Raw genomic sequence first — 26,353 nt, 5'->3', positions numbered from 1 at the left:
AGAACAGGATCGCCCATGTCCTTTGCTTCCCTCGGTCTCTCCGAGGCTCTTGTCCGCGCTATCGAGGCTGCGGGCTATACCCAGCCGACCCCCGTGCAACAGCGGGCGATTCCCGCCGTGTTGCAAGGCCGCGACCTGATGGTTGCCGCACAGACAGGTACTGGTAAAACCGGTGGCTTCGCCCTGCCGATTCTCGAGCGCCTGTTCCCGGCCGGCCACCCCGACAAGTCGCAGCGTCACGGCCCGCGCCAGCCGCGCGTGCTGGTCCTGACCCCGACCCGCGAGCTGGCAGCCCAGGTGCACGACAGCTTCAAGGTCTATGCCCGTGACCTGCCACTGGTCAGCGCCTGCATCTTCGGCGGCGTTGGCATGAACCCGCAAGTCCAGGCGATTGCCAAAGGCGTTGACGTGCTGGTTGCCTGCCCGGGCCGCCTGCTCGACCTGGCCGGCCAAGGCAAGGTCGACCTTGCCCATGTCGAAATCCTGGTGCTCGACGAAGCCGACCGCATGCTCGACATGGGCTTCATCCACGACGTCAAGAAGGTACTGGCACGCCTACCATCCAAGCGCCAGAACCTGCTGTTCTCGGCCACCTTCTCCAAGGACATCACCGACCTCGCCGACAAGCTCCTGCACAACCCGGAACGTATCGAGGTCACGCCGCCGAACACCACCGTCGAGCGTATCGAGCAGCGCGTCTACCGCCTGCCCGCCAGCCACAAGCGTGCGCTGCTGGCACACCTGATCACCCTGGGTGCCTGGGAACAGGTATTGGTGTTCACCCGTACCAAGCACGGCGCCAACCGCCTGGCCGAGTACCTTGAAAAACAAGGCCTGACCGCCGCCGCGATTCACGGCAACAAGAGCCAGAACGCCCGCACCAAGGCCCTGGCCGACTTCAAGGCCAACAGCGTGCGCGTACTGGTCGCCACCGACATCGCCGCCCGCGGCCTGGACATCGACCAGTTGCCCCACGTGGTCAACTTCGAGCTGCCGAATGTCGAGGAAGATTACGTACACCGTATCGGTCGTACCGGCCGCGCCGGTCGTTCGGGCGAGGCCATTTCGCTGGTCGCACCGGATGAAGAAAAGCTGCTCAAGAGCATCGAGCGGGTAACCCGGCAGAAGATCGCGGACGGCGACCTGATGGGCTTTGACGCCAGCCAGGTGGAAGCCGAGAAACCCGAAGTACGCGAGCGCCCGCAGGGCAACGGCCGTGGCGGTCGCAACCAGCAGGCCCGTGGCGAAGGTGGTAAAGACTCCAACGGCGGCCGCAAGGACAAAGGCAAGGATAAAGGCAGGGCCAAGCCACAGGCTGCCGACAAGCCGGCCGACAAGGAAAAGAGCGGCGACAAGCAACAGCAGCCGCGTAAACCGCGTGACAAAAAGCCGCGCCAGCCACAGCAGCAGGCCAGCAGCAACAGCGAGCCTAAAGCACAGGTTAACCGCGACCCGGAAGTATTCCTGGACGACGACGTCGACAACTTCGGCAACCGTGCCGACTATGTCAGCCCGTACCAAGGCAAGAACCAGGGCCGCAATCGCCGCCCAGGCGGTGGTGCTGGCCAAGCCCAGGGTACCGGCCAACGTAGCAACACCGGGGGCCAGGGCCAGGCTCGCAGTGGCGGCCAGCAACGCAATGGTGGCAGTGCCGGCGGCGAAAAACGCCCGCCCCGCGCCAACAACGGTGGGGGTGCCCGTCGTGATGGCGGCGGTGGCCGTGGTCGCCCGAACCGTGACGATGCTGCCCGGCAAGAGCCGGCCGTGAGCAACCAGCGCCAGCCGGAAAAACAGCCGGTGATCATCCGCAAGGAATCCAAACTCGACCGTTTCCCGACGCCTGAGCAACTGGATGACCTGCCAAGCCGCCCGCGTGGCGAGAAGCCTGCGCTGCTCACCCGCAAAGGCTGATAGAAAGCATGAGGGGGCCGCTTTGCGGCCCGTTCGCGGCACAAGGCCGCTCCTACAGGTATTGCGCAGATTTTACATACTGCGCAATACCTGTAGGAGCGGCCTTGTGCCGCGAACGGGCTGCGAAGCAGCCCCCTCGGTCTTTCACTTAAAGCAGATTACTTCTGCTTCACACCTTCAACACTGATATCCAGGTCCAGGGTCTGCGAAGTCGCGCCTGGGCCCTTGATGCCGAAGTCGTTCAGGTTGAGGGTGGTGGTGGCGTTGAAACCAGCGCGCTCACCGCCCCATGGGTCCTTGCCTTCACCATTGAAGGTGGCCTTGAAGGTGACCGGCTTGGTCACGCCGTGCAGGGTCAGGTCGCCGGTCACGTCAGCAGTCTTGGCACCCGTCGACTTGACGGCAGTAGAGACGAACTTGGCTTCAGGGTACTTCTTCACGTCGAGGAAATCGGCGCTGGCAATGTGCTTGTCACGCTCGGCGTGGTTCGACCACAGGCTGGCCGTTTTCAGGTCGACGCTAATCTTGCTGGCTTCTGGCTTGGCGCTGTCCCAAGTGAAGTTGCCGTCGAAGTCCTTGAAGGTACCGTGGATGAAGCTGTAGCCCAGGTGGCTGATTTTCCAGTCGACGAACGCGTGCTGGCCTTCCTTGTCGATCTTGTACTCGGCAGCCATTACCTGGCCGGCGGAAAGCAGAGCGGTACCGAGCGCCAGAGCGGCAAAAGTCTTTTTCAACATCCTTATTTCCTTCCTATGCAATTGAGGTTGAGAGTCAAGCTTTGCGGCCCAACATGCGAGTCAGGGTCGCGTCACGGTCGATGAAATGGTGCTTGAGCGCTGCCAGGGCATGCAGCACGGCAAAAATCACCAGGCCCCAGGCCAGCCAGAGATGAATCACACCCGCAACATCTGCCTGGTCAGGCAGGTCGCTGATCAGTGCCGGCACTTCGAACAGGCCAAACACCGGAATGCCGACGCCGTCGGCGGTAGAAATCAGGTATCCGGCAGCCATTACCGCAAACAGACCCAGGTACAGGGCCAAGTGGCCAAGCTTGGCCGCCAGGCGCGTGACTGCGCCATGGTTGGCGGGGGCAGGTGGTGGCGGGCTGATGAAACGCCAGACTACCCGCAGCAGCATCACCGCCAGCAACACCAGGCCGATGCTTTTGTGCAGGTCCGGGCCGGCTTTGCGCCAAGGGCTGTAATAGTCGAGGCCGACCATCCACAGGCCCAGGCCGAACAGGCCGAAGACTGCCAGCGCCACGCCCCAGTGCAGGATGATGCTGACCACGCCGTAGCGAGAAGGTGAATTGCGCAGTTGCATGTTGGCGTGTATCCCCGAGAAAGCTGTGCACAGACTAACGCGTAACGTATCGAAGAAAAGCGGAAAAAGTTGCTTCGGTTTATCGAGAAATCCGATATGTATTCTGTAAGCTTGCCATTAAGGAAACATTAACGATAGTCGGGGAAGTTGAGGTTGCCAGTACAGGCCTCTTCGCAGCACAAGGCTGCTCCTACAGGGGGTATGCGATGCCTGTAGGAGCAGCCTTGTGCTGCGAAGGGTCCGGCACTGTCGATCAATCAGCCAGCCTTGGCCTGGGTATTGGCCACAGGTTTCTTGGTCGGCTCGGATTTGGCAGTTGCCTTCTTGGTTTCGGCAGGCTTATGCGCCGGCTTGTGCGCCGGCGCATGCTTGGCCGGGGCGGCCTTGGTTGCCGCAGGCTTGGCAGCCGCTTCCTTGATGACAGGTGCAGGCGCTGCCGGAGCCGGCACGGCCTGGGGAGCAGGCGCAGGTGCCGGCGCCACTTCCTCTGCCTTGGCGATTGGCTCAGCCTTCACCTCTGGCGTATCCGCCCCGCCAAACAGGCGTTTGAAGAAACCTGGCTTGTCCTGCCTGGCCTCTTCGGCCTGCTTCGGCTCAGCCTTGACCGGCGGTTTGTCAGCCTTGTCGGCCTTGTCGGACGAACCACCAAACATATTGGAGAAGAACCCGCCCTTGCTGTCCTTGGCCGCCGCGGCCCCTGCCGCCGCAACCGGCACCGCTTTGGCGGGGTCGAACGACTTCCCGGCCAACAGGTCCTGTGCCTGGCTGGCCGCACGCTGGCCACTGCGCAGGGCGCCTTCCAGGGTGCCCGGGTACAGGGCATCGGTGTGTTCACCGGCAAAGGTGATGCGCTGCACCGGGCGCTCCCACAGGCGCCAGTATTTGCTGATCTGCCCCGGGCCATAGGCCAGGTAAGCGCCGCCGGTACCGGCGTCAGTGCTGTAGCGCTTGACCTCGTAACCGGTGAAGGCACCACGGGCCTGCGGGTAGAACGCATGCAGGCGGATCAACACCTGATCGACCATCTGCTTGTCGCCGAACGCCTGCAGCAGGCGGGCGTTGTCGCCGGAAAGGTTGATCACCACGTTGGCGCCGCCCTTGAGCGCTGGCTCGATCCACAGCATGCCGAGGCCGGCGTTACTGAAGATTTCGCCCGACATGCGCGCGCGGCTTTCCCACACGGGCTTCTTGAACTTGAGCATCAGCTGGTCGCGCCAGCCATAGTTGGTGCCTCTGAGCGCCGCCACGTGCTGGGTGTCCAGGCCCGGGGTCATCTGGATCTTGGCCAGGGCACGCAGCGGCACGGCCATGACCAGGTAATCCGCCTGGTAGCCGACGCTGCCTACTTTTACCGTTACGCCATCCTTGTCCTGGACGATGGCGGTGACCGGCGAGCTGGTCTTGATGGTCTTCAGCTGCTTGACGAAGGCCTGGGCCAGCACCGGGCTGCCACCGGGCAGGCGCGCGGCACGCAGGTCACGGTCGCTGACACCGCGGTACACACGGGTCTGCTGGGCGAAATACAGCAGCGACAGGCGCGACGGTTCATCGTAACGGGTACGTATCTGCTGGTTGACCAACTGACGGGCGGTGGCCGGCAGTTGAAGTTTGTCCAGCCAGGTGGAGACGTTGATCTGGTCGAGGGCGAACAGCGTGCTGGTTGCCTGCGGGTTCAGCGGGTCATCGATCGAACGGGCCAGGTCATCAAGGGTTTTCTCGTAGCGCTTGAGCGCTTCGGCGGTAGCCGGTTGCTTGGTGGCCAGGTCGGTGGCGCTGAAGTACTCACCGTCGATCAGGTAACCGGGGGTACGCACGAACTCCGGTGCCGGCAGTGTTTCAAGCTTGAAACGGTCAAGGTACTGGTTGAGCACCGGCTGCGCCTTGGCATTGCCGATCCACTCGCTGGTGGCCAGGCCCGAACGCCCGCCCATGCCCGACTTGGCCTCCAGCAGGGTCACCTGCCAGCCTTTGTTCTGCAGCTCGTACGCTGCCGTCAGGCCCGCCAGGCCGCCACCCACGACAATCGCCGTGGGCGTCTTGTCCTTAGCCAGCGCGGCGCCGCTGGAGACACCAATCAATACCAACGCGCACAGGCGCACCCAAGCAGCAGCCATGTCGGCGGACTCCGAGTCAGAGGTTACAGAAACGGGGAGAGGCAGGAATGCCCCGGGAAGATGCGTTAAGAATACGTCAGGTCCGACCACCCTGCCAGCGCAGTGACATCAAGTCCTTTTGGCAACTGACATTTTTGCCAGTAGCCATATCACACGGCGGCAAGCGAAGCTGGTCAAGATAGCCAGAAGCCCCACCAGGAGGGCACGCGCATGATCTTCGAGGAGCACTTCCAACACGTCGAACGGCAGTTTCTGTGGCACAAAAAGACGCTGCATACAGCCTCCGGCCTGAGTATCCGCTCCAACAGCACCTCGTGGACCGGCTTTCATGAAGCGTTCAAGGGTGAAGAAGGTACCGAACTGGTCATCGGGGAACACAGCGACGTAGAAATCGTGTTCGCCCAGGAAGTCGAGTGCCTGCGCCTGGAATACTACGTAGTCAGCGACTTTCTCTGCGACGACCTGCACATGCTGTTCGATGCTGAAAGAGTAGATTGCGACCTGGCCACCCCGATACCGCGCAACTTCTACTGGCTCACCGTGGAAGGCAGCGGGTTTCGCGACCTGCGCCCTGGCCCCATCGCCACGAACCCTTACCACCAGGTGATCGACGGCCCCTTCCGCCGCCTGACCATCTCCACTTCGCAGGCCGGTACCGTGCACATCCGGCGGCTCGAATGGACCGGCACCCACCGCCATTGAAAGGCAGCGGTTGTCCTGCCTTGCGGCATTGCTTAGGCTTACGCGGTCGAACCACGCCGCAAAGCCAGGAGAAGTGCCCATGGGCCTCAACGATCAGTGGATGCAACGCGACCTCAAGGTCCTGTGGCACCCCTGCACCCAGATGAAAGACCACGAGCAGCTGCCGCTGATCCCGATCAAGCGCGGCGAAGGCGTGTGGCTGGAGGACTTCGAAGGCAAACGCTACCTGGACGCGGTGAGCAGTTGGTGGGTCAATGTGTTCGGCCACGCCAACCCGCGCATCAACCAGCGCATCAAGGACCAGGTCGACCAACTGGAGCACGTGATCCTGGCCGGTTTCAGCCATCAGCCGGTAATCGAGCTGTCCGAACGCCTGGTGGCCATGACCCCGGCCGGTCTCGACCGGGTGTTCTACGCCGACAACGGCTCGTCCTGCATCGAAGTGGCGCTGAAGATGAGCTTCCACTACTGGCAGAACGTCGGCAAACCGGACAAGAAGCGCTTCGTCACCCTGACCAACAGCTATCACGGCGAAACCATCGCCGCCATGTCGGTAGGTGATGTGCCGCTGTTCACCGAAACCTACAAGGCGTTGCTGCTGGACACGATCAAGGTACCCAGCCCCGACTGCTACCTGCGCCCAGAGGGCATGAGCTGGGAAGAGCACTCTCGCAACATGTTCGCCGCCATGGAGCAGACCCTGGCCGAGCACCACGCCTCGATCAGCGCCGTGATCGTCGAGCCGCTGATTCAGGGTGCCGGCGGCATGCGCATGTACCACCCGGTGTACCTCAAGCTGCTGCGCGAGGCCTGCGACCGCTACGACGTGCACCTGATCCACGATGAAATTGCCGTGGGCTTTGGCCGTACCGGCACGATGTTCGCCTGCGAACAGGCCGGCATCCGGCCAGACTTCCTGTGCCTGTCCAAGGCCCTGACTGGTGGATACCTGCCGCTGGCCGCCTGCCTGACCACCGACAGGGTCTACCAGGCGTTCTATGACGACTACCCGACCCTGCGCGCGTTCCTGCACTCGCACAGCTACACCGGCAACCCGCTGGCGTGCGCTGCGGCGCTGGCGACCCTGGACATCTTCGAACAGGACAACGTGATCGAGGCCAACAAGGCCTTGGCCACGCGCATGGCCACTGCCACTGCGCACCTGGCCGATCATGCACACGTTGCCGAAGTCCGCCAGACCGGCATGGCCCTGGCCATCGAGATGGTCAAGGACAAAGCTGGCAAGGTGGCCTACCCCTGGCAAGAGCGACGTGGCCTCAAGGTGTTCGAACACGCCCTGACCCGCGGCGCCCTGCTACGCCCGCTGGGCAGCGTGGTGTACTTCCTGCCGCCGTATGTGATCACCCCGGAGCAGATCGACTTTCTTGCTGAAGTTGCCAGCGAAGGCATCGACATCGCCACCCGCAACAGCGTCAGTGTTGCCGTGCCGGCCAACTTCCACCCCGACTTCCGCGACCCGGGCTAGGCCCGGCAATTCGCCACACCACTTTTCCTGTGGGAGCGGGCGTGCCCGCGAACAAGGGCGAAGCCCTTGCCAGGCACCGCAGCGCCTGATTCGCGGCGGTTCGACGCATCGACACGCCCGCTCCCACAGGGGATCTGTGCCTCTCTATTTACCGAGCAAACCCATGAGACTGTCCCGCTTCTTCATCGACGCCCCCCTGAGCCTTGGCGAGCACGACCTGCCCGAAGCCCAGGCCCACTACATCGGCCGCGTACTGCGCATGGCCCCCGGCGACGCCGTGCAGCTGTTCGACGGCAGCGGCCAGGAATACCTAGGCCAGTTGCTTGAAGTGGGCAAGAAAACCGTACGCGTCTGCCTCGACCGGGCCCTCGCCGGCCAGGCCGATTCACCGTTGCACGTGCACCTCGGCCAAGGCCTGTCCCGTGGCGAGCGCATGGACTGGGCGATCCAGAAAGCCACCGAGCTTGGCGCCAACGAGATCACCCCGATCGTCAGCGAACGCTGCGAAGTGCGGTTGAAAGACGAGCGCGCCGACAAGCGCCTGGCCCACTGGCGCCAAGTGGCGATCAGCGCCTGCGAACAATGCGGCCGCTCTACCTTGCCGGTCATCCACCCACCCGTGACCCTGGCCGAATGGCTGGGCAGCACCCAGGCGGACCTGAAACTGGTCCTGCACCCGGTGGCCGAGCCGCTTACCAGCCACGAAAAACCTGCGACCCTGGCGTTTCTGATCGGCCCCGAGGGCGGCCTGAGCGAGGCCGAAGTCGAGCAGGCCAAAGCGTCCGGCTTCCACGCCGCCCGCCTTGGTCCACGGGTGCTGCGCACCGAAACTGCGCCAGTGGTGGCGCTGTCGGTGGCACAGCAATTGTGGGGCGATTTTTAACTAGAGCACGTAGAACGACACCGCCACGAAGTGCAGCAGGCTGCCGGTAATCACGAACAGGTGCCAGATGCCGTGTGCGTGGCGCAAACGGCTGTCGAGCGCGAAGAAGATGATGCCCACGGTGTAGAACACCCCGCCGGCGGCCAGCCAGGCAAAGCCGGCGCCGCCCAGCGAGTGCAGCAACGGCTTCACTGCCACCAGCACGATCCAGCCCATCACGGCATAAATGATGATAGACAGGACCCGCGCTTCGGAGCGCGGCTTGATCTCTTGCAACATGCCGATCACCGCCAGCCCCCAGACCACGCCGAACAGGCTCCAGCCCCAGGGGCCACGCAGGCTGACGAGACAGAATGGCGTGTAGCTACCGGCGATCAGCAGGTAGATCGACAGGTGATCGAGCTTGCGCATGATGACCTTCGCCCGCCCGCGGGTGCTGTGGTACAGGGTGGAGATGCTGTACAGCAACAGCAGCGTGCCGCCGTAGATGGAGAAACTGACGATCTTCCACGGATCGCCTTGCAGGCCCGCGACCACGATCAGCCAGATGGCACCGAAACTGGCCAGGACAGCACCGACCAGGTGGGTCCAGGCGTTGAAGCGTTCACCGTAATACATGCAAACACAGACCTCTTCAGGTGGGCTGGGTTCCTGATGTGATGCTGATGGCCTCTTCGCGGGCATGCCCGCGAAGAGGCCCGCACAAGCATCATCCTACCCAATGTCAGGTTGCAGATCCGCGTCACGCACCAGCCTTTCCAGTGCAACCAGGTCCGGTACCCGAGCCACCTGCTCGCCCACCTGCACCGCCGCCAGTTCCAGCCTGCCCAGCGCCACATCCACGTAATTCAACTGGCTGTCGAGCTTGCACGAGCGCGGTATGTCTTGCAGCAACAGCGCAAGGTAGCGCAGGCCGGTATCACCCAGGGCATTGAGCACCACCACCCGGGCCCGCTCACCGCACGGTGTTTCACCACCGCACGCCGCCTCGAAGCCGATCAGCGGCAGGCGCTGTTGGCGCCAGTCGATCCAGCCCAGGTGCCAGGCGGGGTCGCCGGGCTGGCACACCAGGTTACGCTGGCCGCTCAGCTCGGCCACCGCCACGTTGGGCAACACCAGGGTACGGTCACCCAACGGCAGCAACAGCCCGGTCAGGCTGCTGCGCTGGCCGGAAATCAGTTCAAGCATGGGCCTGGCTCCAATGGGCGATGCTCTGCAACAGCAGCGACTCCTGGTACGGCTTGCCCAGGTATTCGTTGACGCCGATGGCCATGGCACGGTCGCGGTGCTTCTGCCCGGTGCGTGAAGTAATCATGATGATCGGCAGGTCCTTCAACCGCTCGTCACGGCGAATGCGCGTGGCCACCTCGAAGCCGTCCATGCGTGGCATTTCAATGTCCAGCAGCAATACGTCGGGGCGGTGCTCTGCCAGCAGGGCCATGGCATCGACCCCGTCCTTGGCCGTCAGCACGCTCATGCCGTGGCGCTCCAGCAGGCGGCTGGTAACTTTGCGCACGGTCACCGAATCGTCCACCACCATCACCAGTAACGCGCGCCGCGGAGCCGGGCCGAGCAACTGGCGCTGGGTGCCACCGCCGGGCAAGCGGGCCAGGCGCCGCTGCTGGCCGCGCAACTGGCCAAGCAGGTCGAGAATCAGCACGACCCGGCCATCGCCCAGCAACGTCGCCCCCGACAATCCGGCAACCGCAGCAAACTGTGGCCCCAGGCTCTTCACCACAATCTCGCGGCTGGGCGACAGGCTGTCGGCCTGGATGGCGAACGACTGCTCTTTGGAATGCACCAGCAGCACCGGCAACGGCACGCTCTGCCCCAGCAGCGCGGGGCGCGGCAGGCCTTGCAGCAACTCGCCCAGATAGCGCAGCTCGTATTCGTGGCCGGCGTAGACATAGCGGGGCGTGTCCAGCTGATAACAAGCCGCCAGCTCTGCCGGCGGTACGCGGACGATGCCCTCGATGGTGTTGAGCGGGATCGCGTATTGCTCTTCGCCCAAGTGCACCATCAGCACACGGTTGATCGATACGGTGAACGGCAGCCGGATCAAGAAGCGTGCACCCTTGCCCTGGGCCGACTCAATGCTCATCGAGCCACCCAGCTGCTTGACCTCCTCGTGCACCACGTCCATGCCCAGGCCCCGCCCGGATATCTGGGTGATCTTCTCGGCGGTGGAAAAACCCGGGCGCAGGATGAACTGCAGGATCTCGTGATCGCTCAAGTCCGCCTGCGGGTCCAGCAGGCCGCGCTTGATGGCCTTGCGCCGCACCGCATCCAGGGGTACACCGGCACCGTCGTCAATCATTTCGATAACGATATCGGCGCCTTCGTGCAGCAAATTCAAATGGATGGTGCCCTGCTCCGGCTTGCCAGCAGCCAGCCGCGCTTCGCGGCTTTCCAGGCCATGGTCGACTGCGTTGCGCAGCATGTGCTCCAGCGGCGCCACCATGCGTTCGAGCACACTGCGGTCCAGTTCGCCTTCGGCGTTGCCGACCACCAGTTCCACCTGTTTGCCCAGCTCGCTGGCCACTTGCCGCACCACACGCTGCAGGCGTGGCACCAGGCGTTCGAAGGGCACCATCAGGGTGGCGGTCAGGCCTTCCTGCAACTGGCTGTTCACCCGCGCCTGCTGCTGCAGCAGGCTGTAGGCCTCCTGGGCACGCTGGGCCAGGGTTTCCTTCAGGTCGAGCAAGTCCGAGGCAGACTCGAACAAGGCCCGCGACAGTTGCTGCAACTGCGAGTGGCGGTCCATTTCCAGGGGGTCGAAGTCATCATAGGCATCGCTTTCGAACGGCTGGCGGCTGGAGATCCGCCCCTGGGTCTCGATGTCCAGGCGCAGCAACTGGTCGCGCATGCGCTCCAGGGTGGTTTCCATCTCGTTGAGGGTGAACTGCGCATCGTTGACCTGCTGCTCGATGCGCCCACGGATGATCGAGTGTTCACCGGCCAGGTTGCCCAGGTCATCGAGCAACTCGGCGTCAACCTTGACCATGTCGCCTGGCGCCCGCTCTGGCGCTGTCGCCGGCACCTCGCTGGTGGCGGCTTCGACCGGCCCTTGGCCAGCTGCACTGTCGGTCAGGGCTGCGCTGCTGAAGTTACGGATATAGTCGATCAGCGCCGTGGCAGCATGCAATGGCTGCCCCAGGCGCACGGCATCAAGCATGTGCGCCAGGCGGTCATGGCAGTTCTGCAGCAACGCGAACAGTGGCGGGCTCGGCGGCAAACGCCCGGCCGCCAGCAGCTCGTAGAGAAACTCCAGTTCGTGGGCCAAATCTCCGATCGGGGCAATTTCGACCATGCGCGCCACGCCCTTGAGGGTGTGCAGATCGCGCATCAGGTTGTCCACCTCGACGCTGCTGCGCGGGTCGGCCTGCCAGCGTGCCAGGGATGCGGCGGCGCTCTCGACGATGTCCGAGCTTTCTTCGAGGAACACTTCCAGCAGCTCTTCGCCGGGGCTTTCCGGCTCTTCAGGCAGTGGCTCGGCCACCTCTGGCTGCAAAGGGGTATGCGACAGCCCCAGGGTAGCCGTCAGGTCCATGTCCGGGTGCAGCGGGGTGACCGTGTCGATGCCCACCAGGCCGGTGGCATCCGGGGCCAGGGCCTGGTCCAGCAGGTTGCGCAGGCTATCGACAAGCTCTGGCCGTGACGCGATATCCTGCCCGGCCGCCACTTCGTCGAGCATGTCCAGCAGGGCTTCATGGCCGTGCTGCACCTGGGCGAAAAAGCGTGCATCGGCGGGCAGGCTGCCCTCTTCTACCGCGCCATACAGGTCCAGCAAGGCCTCGCACACCTCATCCATCTGCCACAGGTCGGCCAGGTGCGCGGCGTGGCCCAGGGTGGTCATCTGGTCGAGCAGTGTATCCAGTGCGTCACGCTGGCCAGGCTGTTGCTGCCAGCGCGACAGCAACGACTCGGCATCGAGCAGAATGTCCATGGCCTGGGCGAGGAAACTGGCAACCAACTGCGGGTCGCGCTTGCTGCGCCGGGCATGCTGCGGTTCGTCATGCACGCTGGCCAGGCGGTTATCTACTGCCTGGCCAACTGTTTCGATCAGCTCCGCTGCGCCAGGGATGGCTGCCAGCGGCGTGCTGTCCAGTTGCGCCAGGCCCAGATGGAACAGCGAGCGCGCGGCTTCCAGCCATTCGATCTCGGCCATTTGCAGGGGCAGTTGATGGCCCTTGTATTCACGGGCCAGGCGGTCGAAGGCGGTGGCCAGCTCGGCGACCGGCATCACCCCGGCCATGGCGGCGCTGCCCTTGAGCGTGTGCAGGGCACGTTGCAGGCCATCGCTGACCGGCGTGTCATGGCCGTCGGCGCCCTGCAGGAAGGCATCGAGGCTGGCCAGATGGCCCAGCGCCTCACTGCGGAAGATATCCAGCAATTGCGGATCAAGGCCATCGATATGGGCCGCCGCGGGTGCGTCGTTTTCAGCCAAGGCATGCAGGTGCCCCGCCAGTTGTTCGATTTCGGTCAGTTGCGGCAGCTGGCCGGCGGCAAAGTCGGCCAGCAGATCGGGCAGATGGACGAACACCTGTTGCAGGGCCACCACGCCTTCAGGGCTGAGCACACTTCGACCCTCCAGCACCCGGTTCAGCAGGTGCTCGGCGCCCCAGGCCAGTTCGGCCACCGCCTCGGCATGCACCATGCGTCCACTGCCCTTGAGTGTATGCAGCGCGCGGCGCACTTCCCCCAGTGCTCCGCGCTGCTGGTTGTCCGCACGCCAGCGCAACCAGTGGCGCTCGATTTCCGGCAGCAACTCGCCCGCTTCTTCGAGGAACACCTCGCGCAGCTCGTCATCAATACCATCGCCCTCGGCATCCAGGCCCGCGCGGGCGTCCGCCTGCGCACAGTGCACGCCCAACGCCGCCAGGCTGGCGCGCGCCATGTCGATGAACGGCTGGCCATCCGCCAGCGGGTCGGCCACCCGCCACTGCAGGTAGCACTCAGCGGCGCTCAGGGCCTCGGCCAGGTGGGTCAGCTCGTCAGCGGGTGGCTCATCCTCCAGGTGCTGCAACCAACGCTGCACATAGCTTGCGCAGCCGGCGATCAGCTCGGCCACGGCGGGCAGCATCAACATGGCCAACGCCCCGCGAACCTGCTGCAACAGCCCCGGCAAGGGTTGCAGGCGCTGCCGGGGCCAGTCGGACTCCAGGTAATCGCCGATCAGGTCTTTGCCCTGCTGCAATACGTTCAGCGATTCGTTCAGCACCAACTGGCGTATCTCGGCCAGGTCCGAACCTGGCAGCCCGCCTTGGCCGTTTTCCTCCAGCGGGCCGACCATGCCGTTAAGGGAGGCTTCCACATACAAGAGGGCGCCCGCTACATCCATCAACACCGCGTCGTCTACCGCCCGTTCGCCCTGGGCCAGGGCCTGCAGCGCCAGCACCTGGTCGATGATCACCCGCCGTGGTTGCTGGAAGCCCAGCACAGCCAGGGTGTCGGCTACGTGGCGCAGCGGCGCCAGCAGGGCATCGAGCTGCTCGCTGTGCTGACGGTCGCTGCGCACGAACTGGTCGAGGCGCTCCTTTATGCGCATCAGGTCGTCGCACAACGCGGTCACCACCGAACGCAGGGCATCGCGGCCTGGCCCGGCCTGTAATTGATCGCGCCAGTTACCCAGCGACAGGTCGAGGTTGGCCAGGTCGTCGGAGCCGGCAAAGCGCTGCGCAGCACCGCTGATCAGGCTGGCCTGGGCCAGCGGCTCAATGCCACGGCACGCGCGCAGCTGGTTGAGCAGCGGCAGCATCACCAAGGGCAGGTCGTGGCGCGCACCGCGCAAGCGCTCAAGGTATGAGGGCAATTGCTCCAGGCCGCGGAACAACGCCCCCAGGCAATCACCCCGCGGGCTCACCTGGCCGTCGGCCAGAGCCTTGGCGAACAGTTCCAGCTCTTCGGCCAGGCGCGTCGCGCCTCGCAGTTCGAGCATGCGCAGGCAGCCGTGCACCTGGTGCAGGTTGTCGACCACGAAGGCCAATATCGACAGGTCGCCGGGCTCGCCGGCAAAACGCTCCAGCGCCTGGCGCGCCTGGCCCAGGCAGTCGAGAATGGCAGCCTTGGTCCAGGCCAGCGCCACCGTGTCGTGGCGCTCGGGGCTTACAGCAGCAGATGCCATGGTCACTTCCTCGGCGCCGCGCCTCACTTGGGCTCGGCAGGTGGTGGCAGGGTGAAACCGGACACCGAACGGCGCATCTCGCTGGCCATGCGGGCCAGGTGGCGAATGCTGTCGGCAGTGGCACCGGAGCCGGCGGAGGTCTGCGCGGTAATCTGCTGGATGACCGCCATGGTGTGGGAGATCTGCCCGGCCGACGAGGTTTGCAGCTGGGCAGCGTCGGAGATGCTGTGGATAAGGTCGGCCAGGTTCTGCGATACCCCTTCGATCTCGGCCAGCGCCACCCCGGCATCCTGGGCCAGGCGGGCGCCGCGCACCACCTCGGCGGTGGTCTGCTCCATGGAGATCACCGCCTCGTTGGTGTCGGCCTGGATGGTGCGCACCAGCGCCTCGATCTGGCGGGTAGCCGATGACGAGCGTTCGGCGAGGCGCTGCACTTCGTCGGCGACCACGGCAAAACCACGGCCGGCCTCACCGGCCAGCGAGGCCTGGATCGCCGCGTTGAGGGCCAGGATGTTGGTCTGGTCGGCAATGTCGTCGATCAGGCTGACGATGTCGCCGATTTCCTGGGAAGACTCACCCAGGCGCTTGATCCGCTTGGCGGTGTCCTGGATCTGCTCGCGAATGTTGTCCATGCCATTGATGGTGTTGTGCACCACCTCATTACCCTTGTTGGCGATGGCCACCGAGCGTTCGGCTACCTTGGCCGATTCGTAGGCATGCGCGGACACCCGGTCGATCGACTCGACCATGTCGCCGACGGCCTCGGAGGCCTCGCTGATCTGCTCGGCCTGGTGCTCGGACGCCTTGGCCAGCTGGCGAGCGGTGTTTTGCGTGTCCTGCACGGCCGCAGCCACCTGCACGGCGCTGTGGTTGATGGTGGCCACAAGGTCGCGCAGCTGGTCCACGGAATAGTTGATCGAGTCGGCAATGGCGCCGGTAAAGTCTTCGGTTACCGATACGGTCACGGTCAGGTCGCCATCGGCCAGCTCTTCGATTTCGTCGAGCAGGCGCATGATCGCCTGCTGGTTGCGTTCGTTCTTTTCCGCCGTTTCGCGCAGCTGGCGGTTGGTGGTGCGCACCATGACCAGGCCGATGAGAATGATCGAGGCCAGCGCCAGCACGCCCAGGGCATAGCCGCCCACAGTATCGAGGGTGCGCCCGCCGGCCAGGTTCTCGAAACCGTTGGCCAGGTGCGACGCTTCGTCGAGCAGGGTTTGCGACAGGCTGAAGATGTTGCCGGCAGCTTCGCGCACGCGGAACAGTTCGGGCGAGGTTTCGAGGATTTCATCCACAGAACCGGCGACGAACTGGAACAGTTCGGCGATTTCCGCCAGCCGCGCGCGGGCGTCGGCGTCTTCTACGCGGGTTATCTGGATTGCCGCGTTGCCGTTGAGCATGCCCTCCAGCACCTGGCCAAAGCGCCCGGCATCGCGGCCAAAAGCGTCGGCCGCCTGGGCTGCGGCATCGTCACCGGCCAGCACAGTGTTGACCGAACCAAGGATGCGCTCGGCCAGCAACAGCTGGCGCTGGGCCACCACCACCTGGTTGGCCGGGGCGCCGCTTTGCAGCAGGATCTCGACCACCTTCTCGTATTCCACCTGCAACTGCGGCACGGTTTCGGCCAGGGTCGCCGCTACCTGGTGCAGCGACAGCACAGTCTGCTCGCTGGCCAGGATGGTGTCGGTGTTCTTGCGCAGGTTTTCCCAGTCGCGGCGTACCGATTCCATCTCGTCACGCACCGTGGGCGGCGCGGGCGGCAGGCCTGTGGACTTGTCACCCTGGCGCAGGTAGCCCCAGCGCCGCTCAAAATCGTTGCGCGCATCCGATAGCAGTTTGAATGCCAAGGCCTTGCCGGTAGCGGCTTCAGTGGCGTTCTTGGCGATACGTTGCGACAGCACTCGCAGTTCCCCGGCATGGCCGATGTACTGCTTGTCGTAGTTGGATTGGGTGTTCAGGTACGCGAAGTTGGCGAACAACAGGATGATCGACAGGATCAGGATCAAAAACAGCACAGTGATCTGCGCGATGCTGCGGGTACGCGGGCTCACGGTGGTTGCGGTAACGGAGGTGGCAGGCTTGTTCACGTTCGCAGGTCCTATAACGCCACATCGAGAAAGCCCGGCGCCTGGGCCAGGGCGAAGGGGCTGAAGATCGCCCAATTGCGTTCACGCGGGAAATGCCCCTGCACAAAACGTGCAGCGGCGCGCAGCAGTGGCTGGGGCGGCGAGAGCTGCAGGCTGTCCAGGTCGAAGTGCTGCAAGCCCAGTACCTCGTCCACCAGCAGGCCGACGAACAAGGCCTCGTGGTCCAGCACCAGCACCCGCCGTTGCTTGCCCGGGGCGGCGTGGCCCAGGCCGAAGAAGCTGCTGAGGTCCATCACCGGCAACAACCGGCCACGCAGGTTGGCTACCCCGCACACCCATGGCTGCACACCGGGGACGCGGCTGCTGCGCGGTTCACGCAGCACCTCGGCCACCTCGCCCATGGGCGCGACAAACCACTGCCCGGCAATGCGAAAACCGATACCGCTCCACTGTTGCAGGCGGTTGTCTTGCGGCGGTTGGTCGGCGACCAGCAGGCGACAGCGCCGGTCAATGTCCAGCAACAGCTCGAAGGCGGTCAGCGACGCGCCTTGCGGGCGGGTGGTCAAGCGCCTAGCACTTCTTTGAGCTTGGCGATCAGGTCGTCTTCTTCCACGGGCTTGGTCACGAAACCCCTCGCGCCCTGGCGCTTTGCCCAGATGCGATCGGTTTCCTGGTCTTTGGTGGTAACGACCAATACTGGAATGGCGCTGGTCTCGGGGTCCTTGCTCAATTGCCGGGTCGCCTGGAAGCCGTTGAGAACAGGCATGACGATATCCATCAACACTGCATCGGGCTTTGCCTGACGCGCCAGCGCCACGCCGTCGGCACCGTTGCTGGCTTTGAGCACCTCATGACCGTGCTTTTCAAGCCATCCGGCCAATTTGTACATCTCTGTCGGCGAGTCGTCGACAATCAGAACTCGGGCCATGCTGTTTCCCCATCAGGAAAGTAAGGCCGTGCCATGGCGGGGCGCGGTCAGGGTGCGTGTTGTGGAGGCGCGGTAAACCCGGGCACGTGGGCGCGGATCGCGTCGAGCAGCTCTTCCTTGCTGAACGGTTTGGTCAGGAACTGATCAGAGCCGACCACCCGCCCGCGGGCCTTGTCGAACAGGCCATCGCGCGACGACAGCAGGATCACCGGGGTGTCCTTGAAAGCGCTGTTGTGCTTGATCACGGCGCAGGTCTGGTAACCGTCCAGGCGCGGCATCAGCACATCAACGAAGATGATGCTGGGCTGGTGGTCGACGATTTTGGCCAGAGCATCGAAGCCGTCGCTGGCGGTGATCACCTCGCAGCCCGCTTCACCGAGCAGCATCTGCGCGGTGCGGCGGATCGTGCGGGAATCGTCGATCACCATCACCTTCAGGGGTTGTTCCATAGACGCCTACCAATGGAAATTAGCTGCACTTTTAGCATACTCCGGGTGGCCATTCCATCTGCGCCGCCCCTTGACCGGCGGCGTTCGCGGCGCCACCCTGAGCCACTTTTCTTTCGCCATCGCGGCCACCTGCCGCCAAGAGGAACCACCCCATGAGCGTTCGCCTCGGCATTGTCATGGACCCCATCGCGTCCATCTCCTACAAGAAGGACAGTTCGCTGGCCATGCTGCTGGCCGCCCAGGCACGCGGCTGGAGCCTGTTCTACATGGAACAGCAAGACCTGTACCAGGGCGAAAGCAAGGCCCGCGCCCGCATGCGCCCGCTGAAGGTGTTCGCCGACCCGGCGCACTGGTTCGAGCTGGGCGAGGAGCAAGACTGCCCGCTGGCCGAGCTGGACGTGATCCTGATGCGCAAGGATCCACCCTTCGACATGGAGTTCGTCTACAGCACCTACCTGCTGGAGCAGGCCGAGAATGATGGCGTGCTGGTGGTCAACCGCCCGCAGAGCCTGCGCGACTGCAACGAAAAGATGTTCGCCACGCTGTTTCCGCAGTGCACCACCCCAACCCTGGTCAGCCGCCGCCCGGACATCATTCGCGAATTCGCTGCCAAGCATGTTGACGTGATCCTCAAGCCGCTGGATGGCATGGGCGGCACGTCGATCTTCCGTCACCGCGCTGGCGACCCCAACCTGTCGGTGATCCTCGAAACCCTGACCGCACTGGGCACCCAGCAGATCATGGCCCAGGCTTACCTGCCAGCGATCAAGGACGGCGACAAACGCATCCTGATGATCGACGGCGAGCCAGTGGACTACTGCCTGGCGCGTATTCCGGCCAGCGGCGAAACCCGTGGCAACCTGGCCGCTGGCGGGCGTGGCGAAGCGCGCCCGCTGACCGAGCGCGACCGCTGGATTGCCGCCCAGGTCGGCCCGACCCTGCGCGAGAAGGGCCTGTTGTTCGTGGGCCTGGACGTGATCGGCGACTACCTCACCGAAATCAACGTCACCAGCCCCACCTGCATCCGCGAGATCGATGCTGCCTACAACACCGATATCGGTGGCAAATTGATGGATGCCATTGATCGCCAGCTCAAGGCGCGCTGACAGCCAACGCGAAGCAAAGCCGCAGAGTGGGGTATGATGCCGGTCCTATTCGACTGAGCTGCTGCCCCGCCCAGCAGTTGCTGGATACCTGATGACGCTGCCCGCTGACATCCCCTCCGACCTGCTGCCGCCCCGTGTTCGCCCGGTGGACCGGCTCGGCTTTACCCTGTTCCTGGCTGCCCTGGTGCACCTGGCGCTGATTCTTGGCGTCGGCTTCACCGTGGTCAAGCCTGCCGAAATCCGCCACACCATGGACATCACCCTGGCCACCTTCAAGAGCGAGAAAGCGCCCGAGAAGGCCGATTTCCAGGCTCAGGACAACCAGCAGGGCAGCGGCACACTGGACAAGAAAGCGGTGCCCACCACCACCGAACTGGCGCCGTTCCAGGACAGCAAGATTAACAAGATCACCCCGCCACCTGCCGCCCGGCCCGAGGTGGTACCCCCCCCTACCCCACAAAAGTCGGCGGTAGTGACGACTGCGCCCAAGCCGCAGAAGGTCGAACCCAAGCCCAAGGAAAGCAAGGCCCAACCCAAGCCGGCGGCGCCAGCGCCCGACTTCGACAGCTCGCAGCTGTCCAGCCAGATCGCCAGCCTGGAGGCGGAGCTGTCCAACGAGCAGCAGATGTACGCCAAGCGCCCGCGCATCCATCGCCTGAATGCCGCCTCGACCATGCGCGACAAGGGCGCCTGGTACAAGGAAGAGTGGCGCAAGAAGGTCGAGCGGGTGGGCAACCTGAACTACCCCGACGAAGCGCGTCGGCAACAGATTTACGGCAACTTGCGGATGATGGTGTCGATCAACCGCGACGGTTCGCTGTACGAAGTGCTGGTACTGGAATCGTCCGGGCAGCAGGTGCTGGACCAAGCGGCGCAACGCATCGTGCGGCTGGCAGCGCCGTTTGCACCGTTTACCGGGGATCTGGCCGAGTTTGACCGGCTGGAGATCATCCGCACCTGGCGCTTTGCCCGTGGGGACCGTTTGTCCAGCAACTGATTTACTGCCTGTAGTGGCCCATTCGCGGGCACGCCCGCTCGCACAGGATCTTCATTGAATCTGAAGCCTGCGGGGTACCTGTGGGAGCGGGCATGCCCGCGAAGAGGCCCCTACAATCGACACAAATCCGCACCTTGTCAGCCTCGCCGCCTGGCGCCACACTATCCCCCATGAAAACCCTCGCCCCGAGCTACCTCAAGCACCAGTTCCTGATCGCCATGCCGCACATGGCCGATCCGAACTTCGCCCAGACCCTCACGTACATTGTCGAGCACAATGAACATGGCGCCATGGGCCTGGTGGTCAACCGGCCGCAGGAACTGAGCCTGGCCGATATCCTCGAGCAGCTGCGCCCGGACGAAACGCCGCCGGCCAGCACCTTGCAGGTGCCGATCTACCAGGGTGGCCCAGTACAGACCGACCGCGGCTTCGTGCTGCACAGCAGCGAATGCAGCTTCCAGGCCACCGTGGCCCTCGAAGGCCTGTCGCTGACCACATCGCAGGATGTGCTGCTGGCCATCGCCGCCGGGGTGGGCCCGAAACAGAGCCTGATCACACTCGGTTATGCCGGCTGGGAAGCGGGCCAACTGGAGGCGGAGCTGGCCGACAACGCCTGGCTCAACTGCCCGTTCGACCCGGAAATCATCTTTGACCGGGCCAGCGACCTGCGCCTGGAAGCAGCGGCCGCCAGCCTGGGCATCAACCTGCACCTGCTAACCAGCCAGGCGGGCCACGCCTGATGGCCGAACTACGCCTCTTGCTGGGTTTCGACTACGGCAGCAAACAGATCGGCGTGGCCGTCGGCCAGGTGATCACCGGGCAGGCACGCGAGCTGTGCACCCTGAAGGCGCAGAACGGCGTGCCGGACTGGGCTCAGGTGGAAAAGCTCATCAATGAGTGGAAACCCGATGCCATTGTCGTCGGCCTGCCGTTGAACATGGATGGCACGGCCAGCGAGATGAGCGCCCGCGCCGAAAAGTTCGCCCGCCGCCTGAACGGCCGCTTCAACCTGCCCGTGCATACCCACGACGAACGCCTGACCACCTTCGAGGCCAAGGGCGAGCGCATGGCCCGTGGCGGCCAGCGCGGCAGCTACCGCGACAACCCGGTCGATGCCATCGCCGCCGCCCTGTTGCTGCAAGGCTGGCTGGAGGCCAATACCTGATCATCTTTGCCGCCGGGCCCGCCCGGCGCACCCTTCCGAGGAGCCCGCAATGAGCCTACCCAATCCCGCCGACCTGATTCGGCAGATGGCTGTCGACCTTCGTGCCCACCTGGCGCGCCGGGCAATCACCGAGCCCCGTTACATCGGTATCCGCACCGGCGGTGTATGGGTTGCCCAGGCCCTGCAGGAAGCCATGGGCGACAGCAGCCCCATGGGCACCCTGGACGTCTCGTTCTACCGCGACGACTTCAGCCAGAACGGCCTGCACCCACAAGTTCGCCCGTCCGAGCTGCCTTTCGAGGTCGAGGGCCAGCACCTGGTGCTGGTGGATGACGTACTGATGAGCGGTCGCACCATCCGCGCGGCGCTCAACGAACTGTTCGATTACGGCCGCCCGGCCAGCGTCACCCTGGTCTGCCTGCTGGACCTGGATGCCGGCGAATTGCCGATCCGTCCGAATGTGCTCGGTGCCACCCTGTCGCTGGCCGCCCATGAACGGGTAAAATTGACCGGACCCGCACCGCTCGCCCTCGAGCGCCAGGACCTCGCCTCCGCTTCCGCCCTTTAAGAGTCCCCCGCGATGACGCCAATCGACGCCAAGCGCCCGCTGCAGCTCAATGATCAGGGCCAGCTGCGCCACTTCCTCTCGCTCGACGGTTTGCCCCGCGAACTGCTCACCGAGATCCTCGACACCGCCGACTCCTTCCTGGAAGTCGGTGCCCGGGCCGTGAAGAAAGTCCCGTTGCTGCGCGGCAAGACCGTGTGCAACGTGTTCTTCGAGAACTCGACCCGTACCCGCACTACCTTCGAACTGGCGGCCCAGCGCCTGTCGGCCGACGTGATCAGCCTGAACGTGTCGACCTCCTCGACCAGCAAGGGCGAGACCCTGTTCGACACCCTGCGCAACCTCGAAGCCATGGCGGCCGACATGTTCGTGGTACGCCATTCCGACTCCGGCGCGGCGCACTTCATCGCCGAGCACGTGTGCCCGGACGTCGCCGTGATCAACGGTGGTGACGGCCGCCACGCGCACCCGACCCAGGGCATGCTCGACATGCTCACCATTCGCCGCCACAAGGGCAGCTTCGAGAACCTCTCGGTAGCCATCGTCGGCGACATCCTGCACTCGCGCGTGGCCCGCTCCGACATGCTGGCGCTCAAAGCGCTGGGCTGCCCGGACATCCGCGTCATCGGCCCGAAAACCCTGATCCCGATCGGCATCGAGCAGTACGGCGTAAAGGTCTACACCGACCTCGCCGAAGGCCTGAAGGATGTCGACGTGGTGATCATGCTGCGCCTGCAACGCGAGCGCATGGCCGGCGGCCTGCTGCCCAGCGAAGGCGAGTTCTACCGCCTGTTCGGCCTGACCACCGCGCGCCTGGCCGGCGCCAAGCCTGACGCCATCGTCATGCACCCGGGCCCGATCAACCGTGGTGTGGAAATCGAGTCGGCGGTGGCCGACGGCAAGCACTCGGTGATCCTCAACCAGGTCACCTACGGCATCGCCGTGCGCATGGCCGTGCTGTCCATGGCCATGAGCGGGCAGAACGCGCAACGTCAATTCGACCAGGAGAACGCCCAGTGACCATCAGTATTCTTGGCGCCCGGGTCATCGATCCCAAAACCGGCCTGGACCAGGTCACCGACCTGCACCTGGACGGTGGCCGCATTGCCGCCATCGGCGCCGCGCCAGCCGGCTTCAGCGCCAGCCGCACGATCCAGGCCGATGGCCTGGTTGCCGCACCGGGCCTGGTCGACCTGGGCGTGTCCCTGCGCGAGCCGGGTTACAGCCGCAAAGGCAACATCGCGAGTGAAACCCGCGCAGCCGTGGCCGGCGGTGTCACCAGCCTGTGCTGCCCGCCGCAGACCAAGCCGGTGCTGGACACCTCGGCGGTGGCCGAGCTGATCCTGGACCGCGCCCGTGAGGCTGCCAACAGCAAGGTGTACCCGATCGGCGCCCTGACCAAAGGCCTTGAAGGCGAGCAACTGGCCGAGCTGGTGGCCCTGCGCGACACCGGTTGCGTGGCCTTCGGCAACGGCCTGAAACAAATCCCCAACAACCGTACCCTGGCCCGCGCCCTGGAATACGCCGCCACCTTCGACCTGACCGTGGTGTTCCACTCCCAGGACCGCGACCTGGCCGAGGGCGGCCTGGCCCACGAAGGTGCCATGGCCAGTTTCCTCGGCCTGCCGGGCATCCCGGAAAGCGCCGAAACCGTGGCACTGGCGCGCAACCTGCTGCTGGTGGAACAAAGCGGCGTGCGTGCGCACTTCAGCCAGATCACCAGCGCCCGTGGCGCACAGCTGATTGCCCAGGCGCAGGAACTCGGCCTGCCGGTGACCGCCGATGTGGCGCTGTACCAGCTGATACTCACCGATGAGTCGCTGCGCGAGTTTTCCAGCCTGTACCACGTGCAGCCACCACTGCGCACTGCCAAAGACCGGGATGGCCTGCGCGCTGCGGTCAAATCGGGCGTGATCCAGGCGATTTCCAGCCACCACCAGCCTCATGAGCGCGACGCCAAGCTGGCCCCGTTCGGCGCCACCGAGCCGGGCATCAGCAGCGTCGAGTTGCTGCTGCCACTGGCCATGACCTTGGTACAGGACGGCCTGCTCGACCTGCCGACCTTGCTCGCCCGCCTGAGCAGCGGCCCGGCTGCCGCCCTGCGCCTGCCGGCCGGTGAGCTGAAAGTGGGTGGTGCGGCTGACCTGGTGCTGTTCGACCCGCAAGCCTCCACCGTTGCCGGTGAGCAGTGGTTCTCGCGTGGCGAGAACTGCCCGTTCATCGGCCACTGCCTGCCGGGTGCGGTGCGTTATACCTTGGTCGATGGCCACGTCTGCCACGAGGCCTGAGTAACCCTCACAGGCCTCATCGCCGGCAAGCCAGCTCCCACAGGAAATCACTGCCCTCAGGCCCTGTGATGACCTATGGGAGCTGGCTTGCCGGCGATGAGGCCTGTGCAGGAGAGCACCAACCATTCATCCCCCACGGTTGAAATCCTTCCCCCCACCCCCATATGAGTCTGCATCAGGCACTTTCGCCCCGCTGCGTGGAGACTCTCCCCTTGACCACCATCGTTTCTGTCCGCCGTAACGGCAAAGTCGTCATGGGCGGCGACGGCCAGGTATCTCTCGGCAACACCGTGATGAAAGGCAACGCCAAGAAAGTGCGCCGCCTGTACCACGGCCAGGTCATCGCCGGCTTCGCGGGTGCCACCGCCGATGCCTTCACCCTGTTCGAGCGCTTCGAAGGCCAGCTGGAAAAGCACCAGGGCCACCTGGTTCGCGCCGCCGTCGAGCTGGCCAAGGAATGGCGTACCGACCGTTCCCTGAGCCGCCTGGAAGCCATGCTGGCCGTGGCCAACAAGGATGCCTCGCTGATCATCACCGGCAACGGTGACGTGGTCGAACCCGAAGACGGCCTGATCGCCATGGGTTCCGGTGGTGCCTACGCCCAGGCCGCAGCCCGCGCCCTGCTGAACAAGACCGACCTTTCGGCCCGTGAAATCGCTGAAACTGCCCTGAACATCGCCGGCGACATCTGCGTGTTCACCAACCACAACCTGACCATCGAGGAGCAGGACCTGGCCGACTGATTCAGTTGCTTTGGCGCCTCTTCCCGGTGAAGGGGCTTTTCCACGCTGACTCACCTGCCCCAGGACCCTATTGATCATGTCCATGACCCCCCGCGAGATCGTCCACGAACTCAACCGCCACATCATCGGCCAGGACGACGCCAAGCGCGCCGTGGCCATTGCCCTGCGCAACCGCTGGCGCCGGATGCAGCTGCCTGCCGAGCTGCGTGCCGAAGTGACCCCGAAGAACATCCTGATGATCGGCCCTACCGGCGTCGGCAAGACCGAAATCGCCCGTCGCCTGGCCAAGCTGGCCAACGCGCCGTTCCTCAAGGTCGAAGCCACCAAGTTCACCGAAGTGGGCTACGTGGGCCGCGACGTCGAGTCGATCATCCGTGACCTGGCCGACGCCGCGCTGAAGATGCTGCGCGAGCAGGAGATCATCCGCGTGCGCCACCGCGCCGAGGACGCCGCTGAAGACCGTATCCTCGATGCCCTGCTGCCGCAGGCACGCGTCACCAGCTTCAGCGAAGAAGCCGCGCAGACCAGCAGCGATTCCAACACCCGCCAGCTGTTCCGCAAGCGCCTGCGTGAAGGCCAGCTGGACGACAAGGAAATCGAAATCGAAGTGGCCGATGCCGTGGGCGTCGAAATTGCCGCGCCGCCTGGCATGGAAGAGATGACCAACCAGCTGCAGAGCCTGTTTGCCAACATGGGCAAAGGCAAGCGCAAGGCGCGCAAGCTGAAGGTGAAAGAAGCGCTGAAGATGGTTCGCGACGAAGAAGCGGGCCGCCTGGTCAACGAGGAAGAACTCAAGGCCAAGGCCCTGGAAGCGGTCGAGCAGCACGGCATCGTGTTCATCGACGAAATCGACAAGGTTGCCAAGCGCGGCAACGTTGGCGGTGCCGATGTGTCCCGTGAAGGCGTGCAGCGCGACCTGCTGCCACTGATCGAAGGTTGCACCGTCAACACCAAGCTGGGCATGGTCAAGACCGACCACATCCTGTTCATCGCCTCGGGTGCGTTTCACCTGAGCAAGCCAAGCGACCTGGTACCCGAGCTGCAAGGCCGCCTGCCGATCCGTGTCGAGCTGAAGGCACTGACCCCTGAAGACTTCGAGCGCATCCTGCAAGAGCCGCACGCGTCGCTGACCGAGCAGTACCAGGCCCTGCTGAAGACCGAAGGCCTGAACATCGAGTTCATCGGCGATGGCATCAAGCGCCTGGCCGAGATTGCCTACCAGGTAAACGAAAAGACCGAGAACATCGGTGCCCGCCGCCTGCACACCCTGCTTGAGCGTTTGCTCGAAGAGGTGTCGTTCAGCGCTGGCGATCTGGCCAGTGCCCATGACGAAACGCCAATCCAGATCGACGCTGCCTATGTGAACAGCCACCTGGGTGAACTGGCGCAAAACGAAGACCTGTCGCGTTACATCCTGTAAGACCGCAGGGGGCCGCTTCGCGGCCCTTTCGCCGGCAAGCCGGCTCCCACAGGATTATCACAATC

23 protein-coding genes are annotated in these 26,353 nt (G+C 64.5%); 13 read left to right on the top strand and 10 right to left on the bottom strand.

Features of this window, described 5'->3' with window-relative positions; genetic code table 11:
- Window positions 1-15: 15 nt before the first annotated feature.
- Entirely contained in the window at window positions 16-1,911 is a 1,896-nt protein-coding gene (locus E8E78_RS25100) for a DEAD/DEAH box helicase (protein WP_016501961.1), read from the top strand.
- Window positions 1,912-2,069: 158 nt separating this feature from the next.
- Here E8E78_RS25100 and E8E78_RS25095 read toward each other — a convergent pair whose 3' ends face one another.
- The 3 genes from E8E78_RS25095 to E8E78_RS25085 all read right to left on the bottom strand — a co-directional run bounded on the left by E8E78_RS25095 (window position 2,070) and on the right by E8E78_RS25085 (window position 5,348).
- Window positions 2,070-2,648 carry a YceI family protein gene (locus E8E78_RS25095; protein WP_016501962.1) on the bottom strand — a complete coding sequence of 193 codons (579 nt, stop codon included), beginning with the start codon at window positions 2,646-2,648 and terminating at the stop codon, window positions 2,070-2,072.
- 34 nt (window positions 2,649-2,682) lie between these two features.
- Window positions 2,683-3,234, bottom strand: coding sequence for a cytochrome b (locus E8E78_RS25090; RefSeq protein ID WP_019471547.1), 552 nt, complete (start codon window positions 3,232-3,234; stop codon window positions 2,683-2,685).
- A 257-nt stretch (window positions 3,235-3,491) separates the two neighbouring features.
- Window positions 3,492-5,348 carry a flavin monoamine oxidase family protein gene (locus E8E78_RS25085; protein ID WP_061202579.1) on the bottom strand — a complete coding sequence of 619 codons (1,857 nt, stop codon included), beginning with the start codon at window positions 5,346-5,348 and terminating at the stop codon, window positions 3,492-3,494.
- Window positions 5,349-5,558: 210 nt separating this feature from the next.
- Between E8E78_RS25085 and E8E78_RS25080 the strand changes: the two genes are divergently transcribed.
- The 3 genes from E8E78_RS25080 (at window position 5,559) to E8E78_RS25070 (ending at window position 8,419) form a co-directional block, all read left to right on the top strand.
- The gene (locus tag E8E78_RS25080; protein WP_049272969.1) at window positions 5,559-6,050 is read left to right on the top strand and encodes a hypothetical protein; all 492 of its coding nucleotides are present in this window, start codon (window positions 5,559-5,561) and stop codon (window positions 6,048-6,050) included.
- A 79-nt stretch (window positions 6,051-6,129) separates the two neighbouring features.
- Complete coding sequence (locus tag E8E78_RS25075) at window positions 6,130-7,536, top strand: adenosylmethionine--8-amino-7-oxononanoate transaminase (RefSeq protein ID WP_049272967.1); 1,407 nt, start codon at window positions 6,130-6,132, stop codon at window positions 7,534-7,536.
- Between the two features lie 163 nt (window positions 7,537-7,699).
- Window positions 7,700-8,419: a 16S rRNA (uracil(1498)-N(3))-methyltransferase gene (locus E8E78_RS25070; RefSeq protein WP_049272966.1), complete on the top strand. Its 720-nt coding sequence runs from the start codon at window positions 7,700-7,702 to the stop codon at window positions 8,417-8,419.
- Here E8E78_RS25070 and E8E78_RS25065 read toward each other — a convergent pair whose 3' ends face one another.
- The 7 genes from E8E78_RS25065 to E8E78_RS25035 form a co-directional block, all read right to left on the bottom strand.
- Window positions 8,420-9,037, bottom strand: coding sequence for a hemolysin III family protein (locus tag E8E78_RS25065; protein ID WP_049272964.1), 618 nt, complete (start codon window positions 9,035-9,037; stop codon window positions 8,420-8,422).
- Window positions 9,038-9,133: 96 nt separating this feature from the next.
- Complete coding sequence (locus tag E8E78_RS25060; protein WP_049272963.1) at window positions 9,134-9,607, bottom strand: chemotaxis protein CheW; 474 nt, start codon at window positions 9,605-9,607, stop codon at window positions 9,134-9,136.
- Window positions 9,600-14,543, bottom strand: coding sequence for an Hpt domain-containing protein (locus tag E8E78_RS25055; protein WP_061202580.1), 4,944 nt, complete (start codon window positions 14,541-14,543; stop codon window positions 9,600-9,602). Before E8E78_RS25055 ends, E8E78_RS25060 begins: the two co-directional genes overlap by 8 nt.
- A gap of 23 nt (window positions 14,544-14,566) precedes the next feature.
- Window positions 14,567-16,591, bottom strand: coding sequence for a methyl-accepting chemotaxis protein (locus E8E78_RS25050; protein WP_280314910.1), 2,025 nt, complete (start codon window positions 16,589-16,591; stop codon window positions 14,567-14,569).
- Window positions 16,592-16,638: 47 nt separating this feature from the next.
- Window positions 16,639-17,193, bottom strand: coding sequence for a chemotaxis protein CheW (locus E8E78_RS25045; RefSeq protein ID WP_016489540.1), 555 nt, complete (start codon window positions 17,191-17,193; stop codon window positions 16,639-16,641).
- Entirely contained in the window at window positions 17,190-17,555 is a 366-nt protein-coding gene (gene pilH, locus E8E78_RS25040) for a twitching motility response regulator PilH (protein ID WP_016489541.1), read from the bottom strand. The genes E8E78_RS25045 and pilH overlap by 4 nt, the downstream gene beginning before the upstream one ends.
- A gap of 47 nt (window positions 17,556-17,602) precedes the next feature.
- Window positions 17,603-18,004 carry a response regulator gene (locus tag E8E78_RS25035; RefSeq protein ID WP_016501972.1) on the bottom strand — a complete coding sequence of 134 codons (402 nt, stop codon included), beginning with the start codon at window positions 18,002-18,004 and terminating at the stop codon, window positions 17,603-17,605.
- Between the two features lie 152 nt (window positions 18,005-18,156).
- Here E8E78_RS25035 and gshB point away from each other — a divergent pair, with 152 nt between their 5' ends.
- The 9 genes from gshB (at window position 18,157) to hslU (ending at window position 26,288) form a co-directional block, all read left to right on the top strand.
- Window positions 18,157-19,110: a glutathione synthase gene (gene gshB, locus E8E78_RS25030; protein WP_049275541.1), complete on the top strand. Its 954-nt coding sequence runs from the start codon at window positions 18,157-18,159 to the stop codon at window positions 19,108-19,110.
- A gap of 91 nt (window positions 19,111-19,201) precedes the next feature.
- A complete protein-coding gene (locus E8E78_RS25025; protein ID WP_016501974.1) occupies window positions 19,202-20,107 on the top strand; it encodes an energy transducer TonB in 906 nt (301 codons plus the stop codon).
- Window positions 20,108-20,277: 170 nt separating this feature from the next.
- Window positions 20,278-20,847, top strand: a complete 570-nt coding sequence (locus tag E8E78_RS25020; protein ID WP_016501975.1) for a YqgE/AlgH family protein — start codon at window positions 20,278-20,280, stop codon at window positions 20,845-20,847.
- Window positions 20,847-21,272 (top strand): Holliday junction resolvase RuvX, encoded by a 426-nt coding sequence (gene ruvX, locus E8E78_RS25015; RefSeq protein WP_174370678.1) that lies wholly within the window; start codon window positions 20,847-20,849, stop codon window positions 21,270-21,272. The genes E8E78_RS25020 and ruvX overlap by 1 nt, the downstream gene beginning before the upstream one ends.
- A gap of 49 nt (window positions 21,273-21,321) precedes the next feature.
- Window positions 21,322-21,840 (top strand): bifunctional pyr operon transcriptional regulator/uracil phosphoribosyltransferase PyrR, encoded by a 519-nt coding sequence (gene pyrR / locus E8E78_RS25010; RefSeq protein WP_016489547.1) that lies wholly within the window; start codon window positions 21,322-21,324, stop codon window positions 21,838-21,840.
- 12 nt (window positions 21,841-21,852) lie between these two features.
- Window positions 21,853-22,857 carry an aspartate carbamoyltransferase catalytic subunit gene (locus tag E8E78_RS25005; protein ID WP_008099987.1) on the top strand — a complete coding sequence of 335 codons (1,005 nt, stop codon included), beginning with the start codon at window positions 21,853-21,855 and terminating at the stop codon, window positions 22,855-22,857.
- Complete coding sequence (locus E8E78_RS25000; RefSeq protein ID WP_049275545.1) at window positions 22,854-24,125, top strand: dihydroorotase; 1,272 nt, start codon at window positions 22,854-22,856, stop codon at window positions 24,123-24,125. Before E8E78_RS25005 ends, E8E78_RS25000 begins: the two co-directional genes overlap by 4 nt.
- Window positions 24,126-24,337: 212 nt before the next feature.
- Window positions 24,338-24,868 (top strand): ATP-dependent protease subunit HslV, encoded by a 531-nt coding sequence (hslV, locus tag E8E78_RS24995; RefSeq protein ID WP_003249309.1) that lies wholly within the window; start codon window positions 24,338-24,340, stop codon window positions 24,866-24,868.
- Window positions 24,869-24,944: 76 nt separating this feature from the next.
- Window positions 24,945-26,288 (top strand): ATP-dependent protease ATPase subunit HslU, encoded by a 1,344-nt coding sequence (gene hslU, locus E8E78_RS24990; protein WP_016501979.1) that lies wholly within the window; start codon window positions 24,945-24,947, stop codon window positions 26,286-26,288.
- Window positions 26,289-26,353 lie beyond the last annotated feature (65 nt).

The organism is Pseudomonas sp. BN505 (genome assembly GCF_029873175.1).
Lineage (GTDB): Bacteria > Pseudomonadota > Gammaproteobacteria > Pseudomonadales > Pseudomonadaceae > Aquipseudomonas > Aquipseudomonas putida.
The sequence above is the reverse complement of the archived record's forward strand: the minus strand, read 5'-3'. Positions and strand labels throughout refer to the sequence as shown.

Excerpts from the sequence above, each read along its gene's own strand:
- E8E78_RS25100 (WP_016501961.1), top strand. The coding sequence starts at position 16 with ATGTCCTTTGCTTCCCTCGGTCTCTCCGAGGCTCTTGTCCGCGCTATC.
- E8E78_RS25095 (WP_016501962.1), bottom strand. The coding sequence starts at position 2,648 with ATGTTGAAAAAGACTTTTGCCGCTCTGGCGCTCGGTACCGCTCTGCTT.
- E8E78_RS25090 (WP_019471547.1), bottom strand. The coding sequence starts at position 3,234 with ATGCAACTGCGCAATTCACCTTCTCGCTACGGCGTGGTCAGCATCATC.
- E8E78_RS25085 (WP_061202579.1), bottom strand. The coding sequence starts at position 5,348 with ATGGCTGCTGCTTGGGTGCGCCTGTGCGCGTTGGTATTGATTGGTGTC.
- E8E78_RS25080 (WP_049272969.1), top strand. The coding sequence starts at position 5,559 with ATGATCTTCGAGGAGCACTTCCAACACGTCGAACGGCAGTTTCTGTGG.
- E8E78_RS25075 (WP_049272967.1), top strand. The coding sequence starts at position 6,130 with ATGGGCCTCAACGATCAGTGGATGCAACGCGACCTCAAGGTCCTGTGG.
- E8E78_RS25070 (WP_049272966.1), top strand. The coding sequence starts at position 7,700 with ATGAGACTGTCCCGCTTCTTCATCGACGCCCCCCTGAGCCTTGGCGAG.
- E8E78_RS25065 (WP_049272964.1), bottom strand. The coding sequence starts at position 9,037 with ATGTATTACGGTGAACGCTTCAACGCCTGGACCCACCTGGTCGGTGCT.
- E8E78_RS25060 (WP_049272963.1), bottom strand. The coding sequence starts at position 9,607 with ATGCTTGAACTGATTTCCGGCCAGCGCAGCAGCCTGACCGGGCTGTTG.
- E8E78_RS25055 (WP_061202580.1), bottom strand. The coding sequence starts at position 14,543 with ATGGCATCTGCTGCTGTAAGCCCCGAGCGCCACGACACGGTGGCGCTG.
- pilH (WP_016489541.1), bottom strand. The coding sequence starts at position 17,555 with ATGGCCCGAGTTCTGATTGTCGACGACTCGCCGACAGAGATGTACAAA.
- E8E78_RS25035 (WP_016501972.1), bottom strand. The coding sequence starts at position 18,004 with ATGGAACAACCCCTGAAGGTGATGGTGATCGACGATTCCCGCACGATC.
- gshB (WP_049275541.1), top strand. The coding sequence starts at position 18,157 with ATGAGCGTTCGCCTCGGCATTGTCATGGACCCCATCGCGTCCATCTCC.
- E8E78_RS25025 (WP_016501974.1), top strand. The coding sequence starts at position 19,202 with ATGACGCTGCCCGCTGACATCCCCTCCGACCTGCTGCCGCCCCGTGTT.
- E8E78_RS25020 (WP_016501975.1), top strand. The coding sequence starts at position 20,278 with ATGAAAACCCTCGCCCCGAGCTACCTCAAGCACCAGTTCCTGATCGCC.
- ruvX (WP_174370678.1), top strand. The coding sequence starts at position 20,847 with ATGGCCGAACTACGCCTCTTGCTGGGTTTCGACTACGGCAGCAAACAG.
- pyrR (WP_016489547.1), top strand. The coding sequence starts at position 21,322 with ATGAGCCTACCCAATCCCGCCGACCTGATTCGGCAGATGGCTGTCGAC.
- E8E78_RS25005 (WP_008099987.1), top strand. The coding sequence starts at position 21,853 with ATGACGCCAATCGACGCCAAGCGCCCGCTGCAGCTCAATGATCAGGGC.
- hslU (WP_016501979.1), top strand. The coding sequence starts at position 24,945 with ATGTCCATGACCCCCCGCGAGATCGTCCACGAACTCAACCGCCACATC.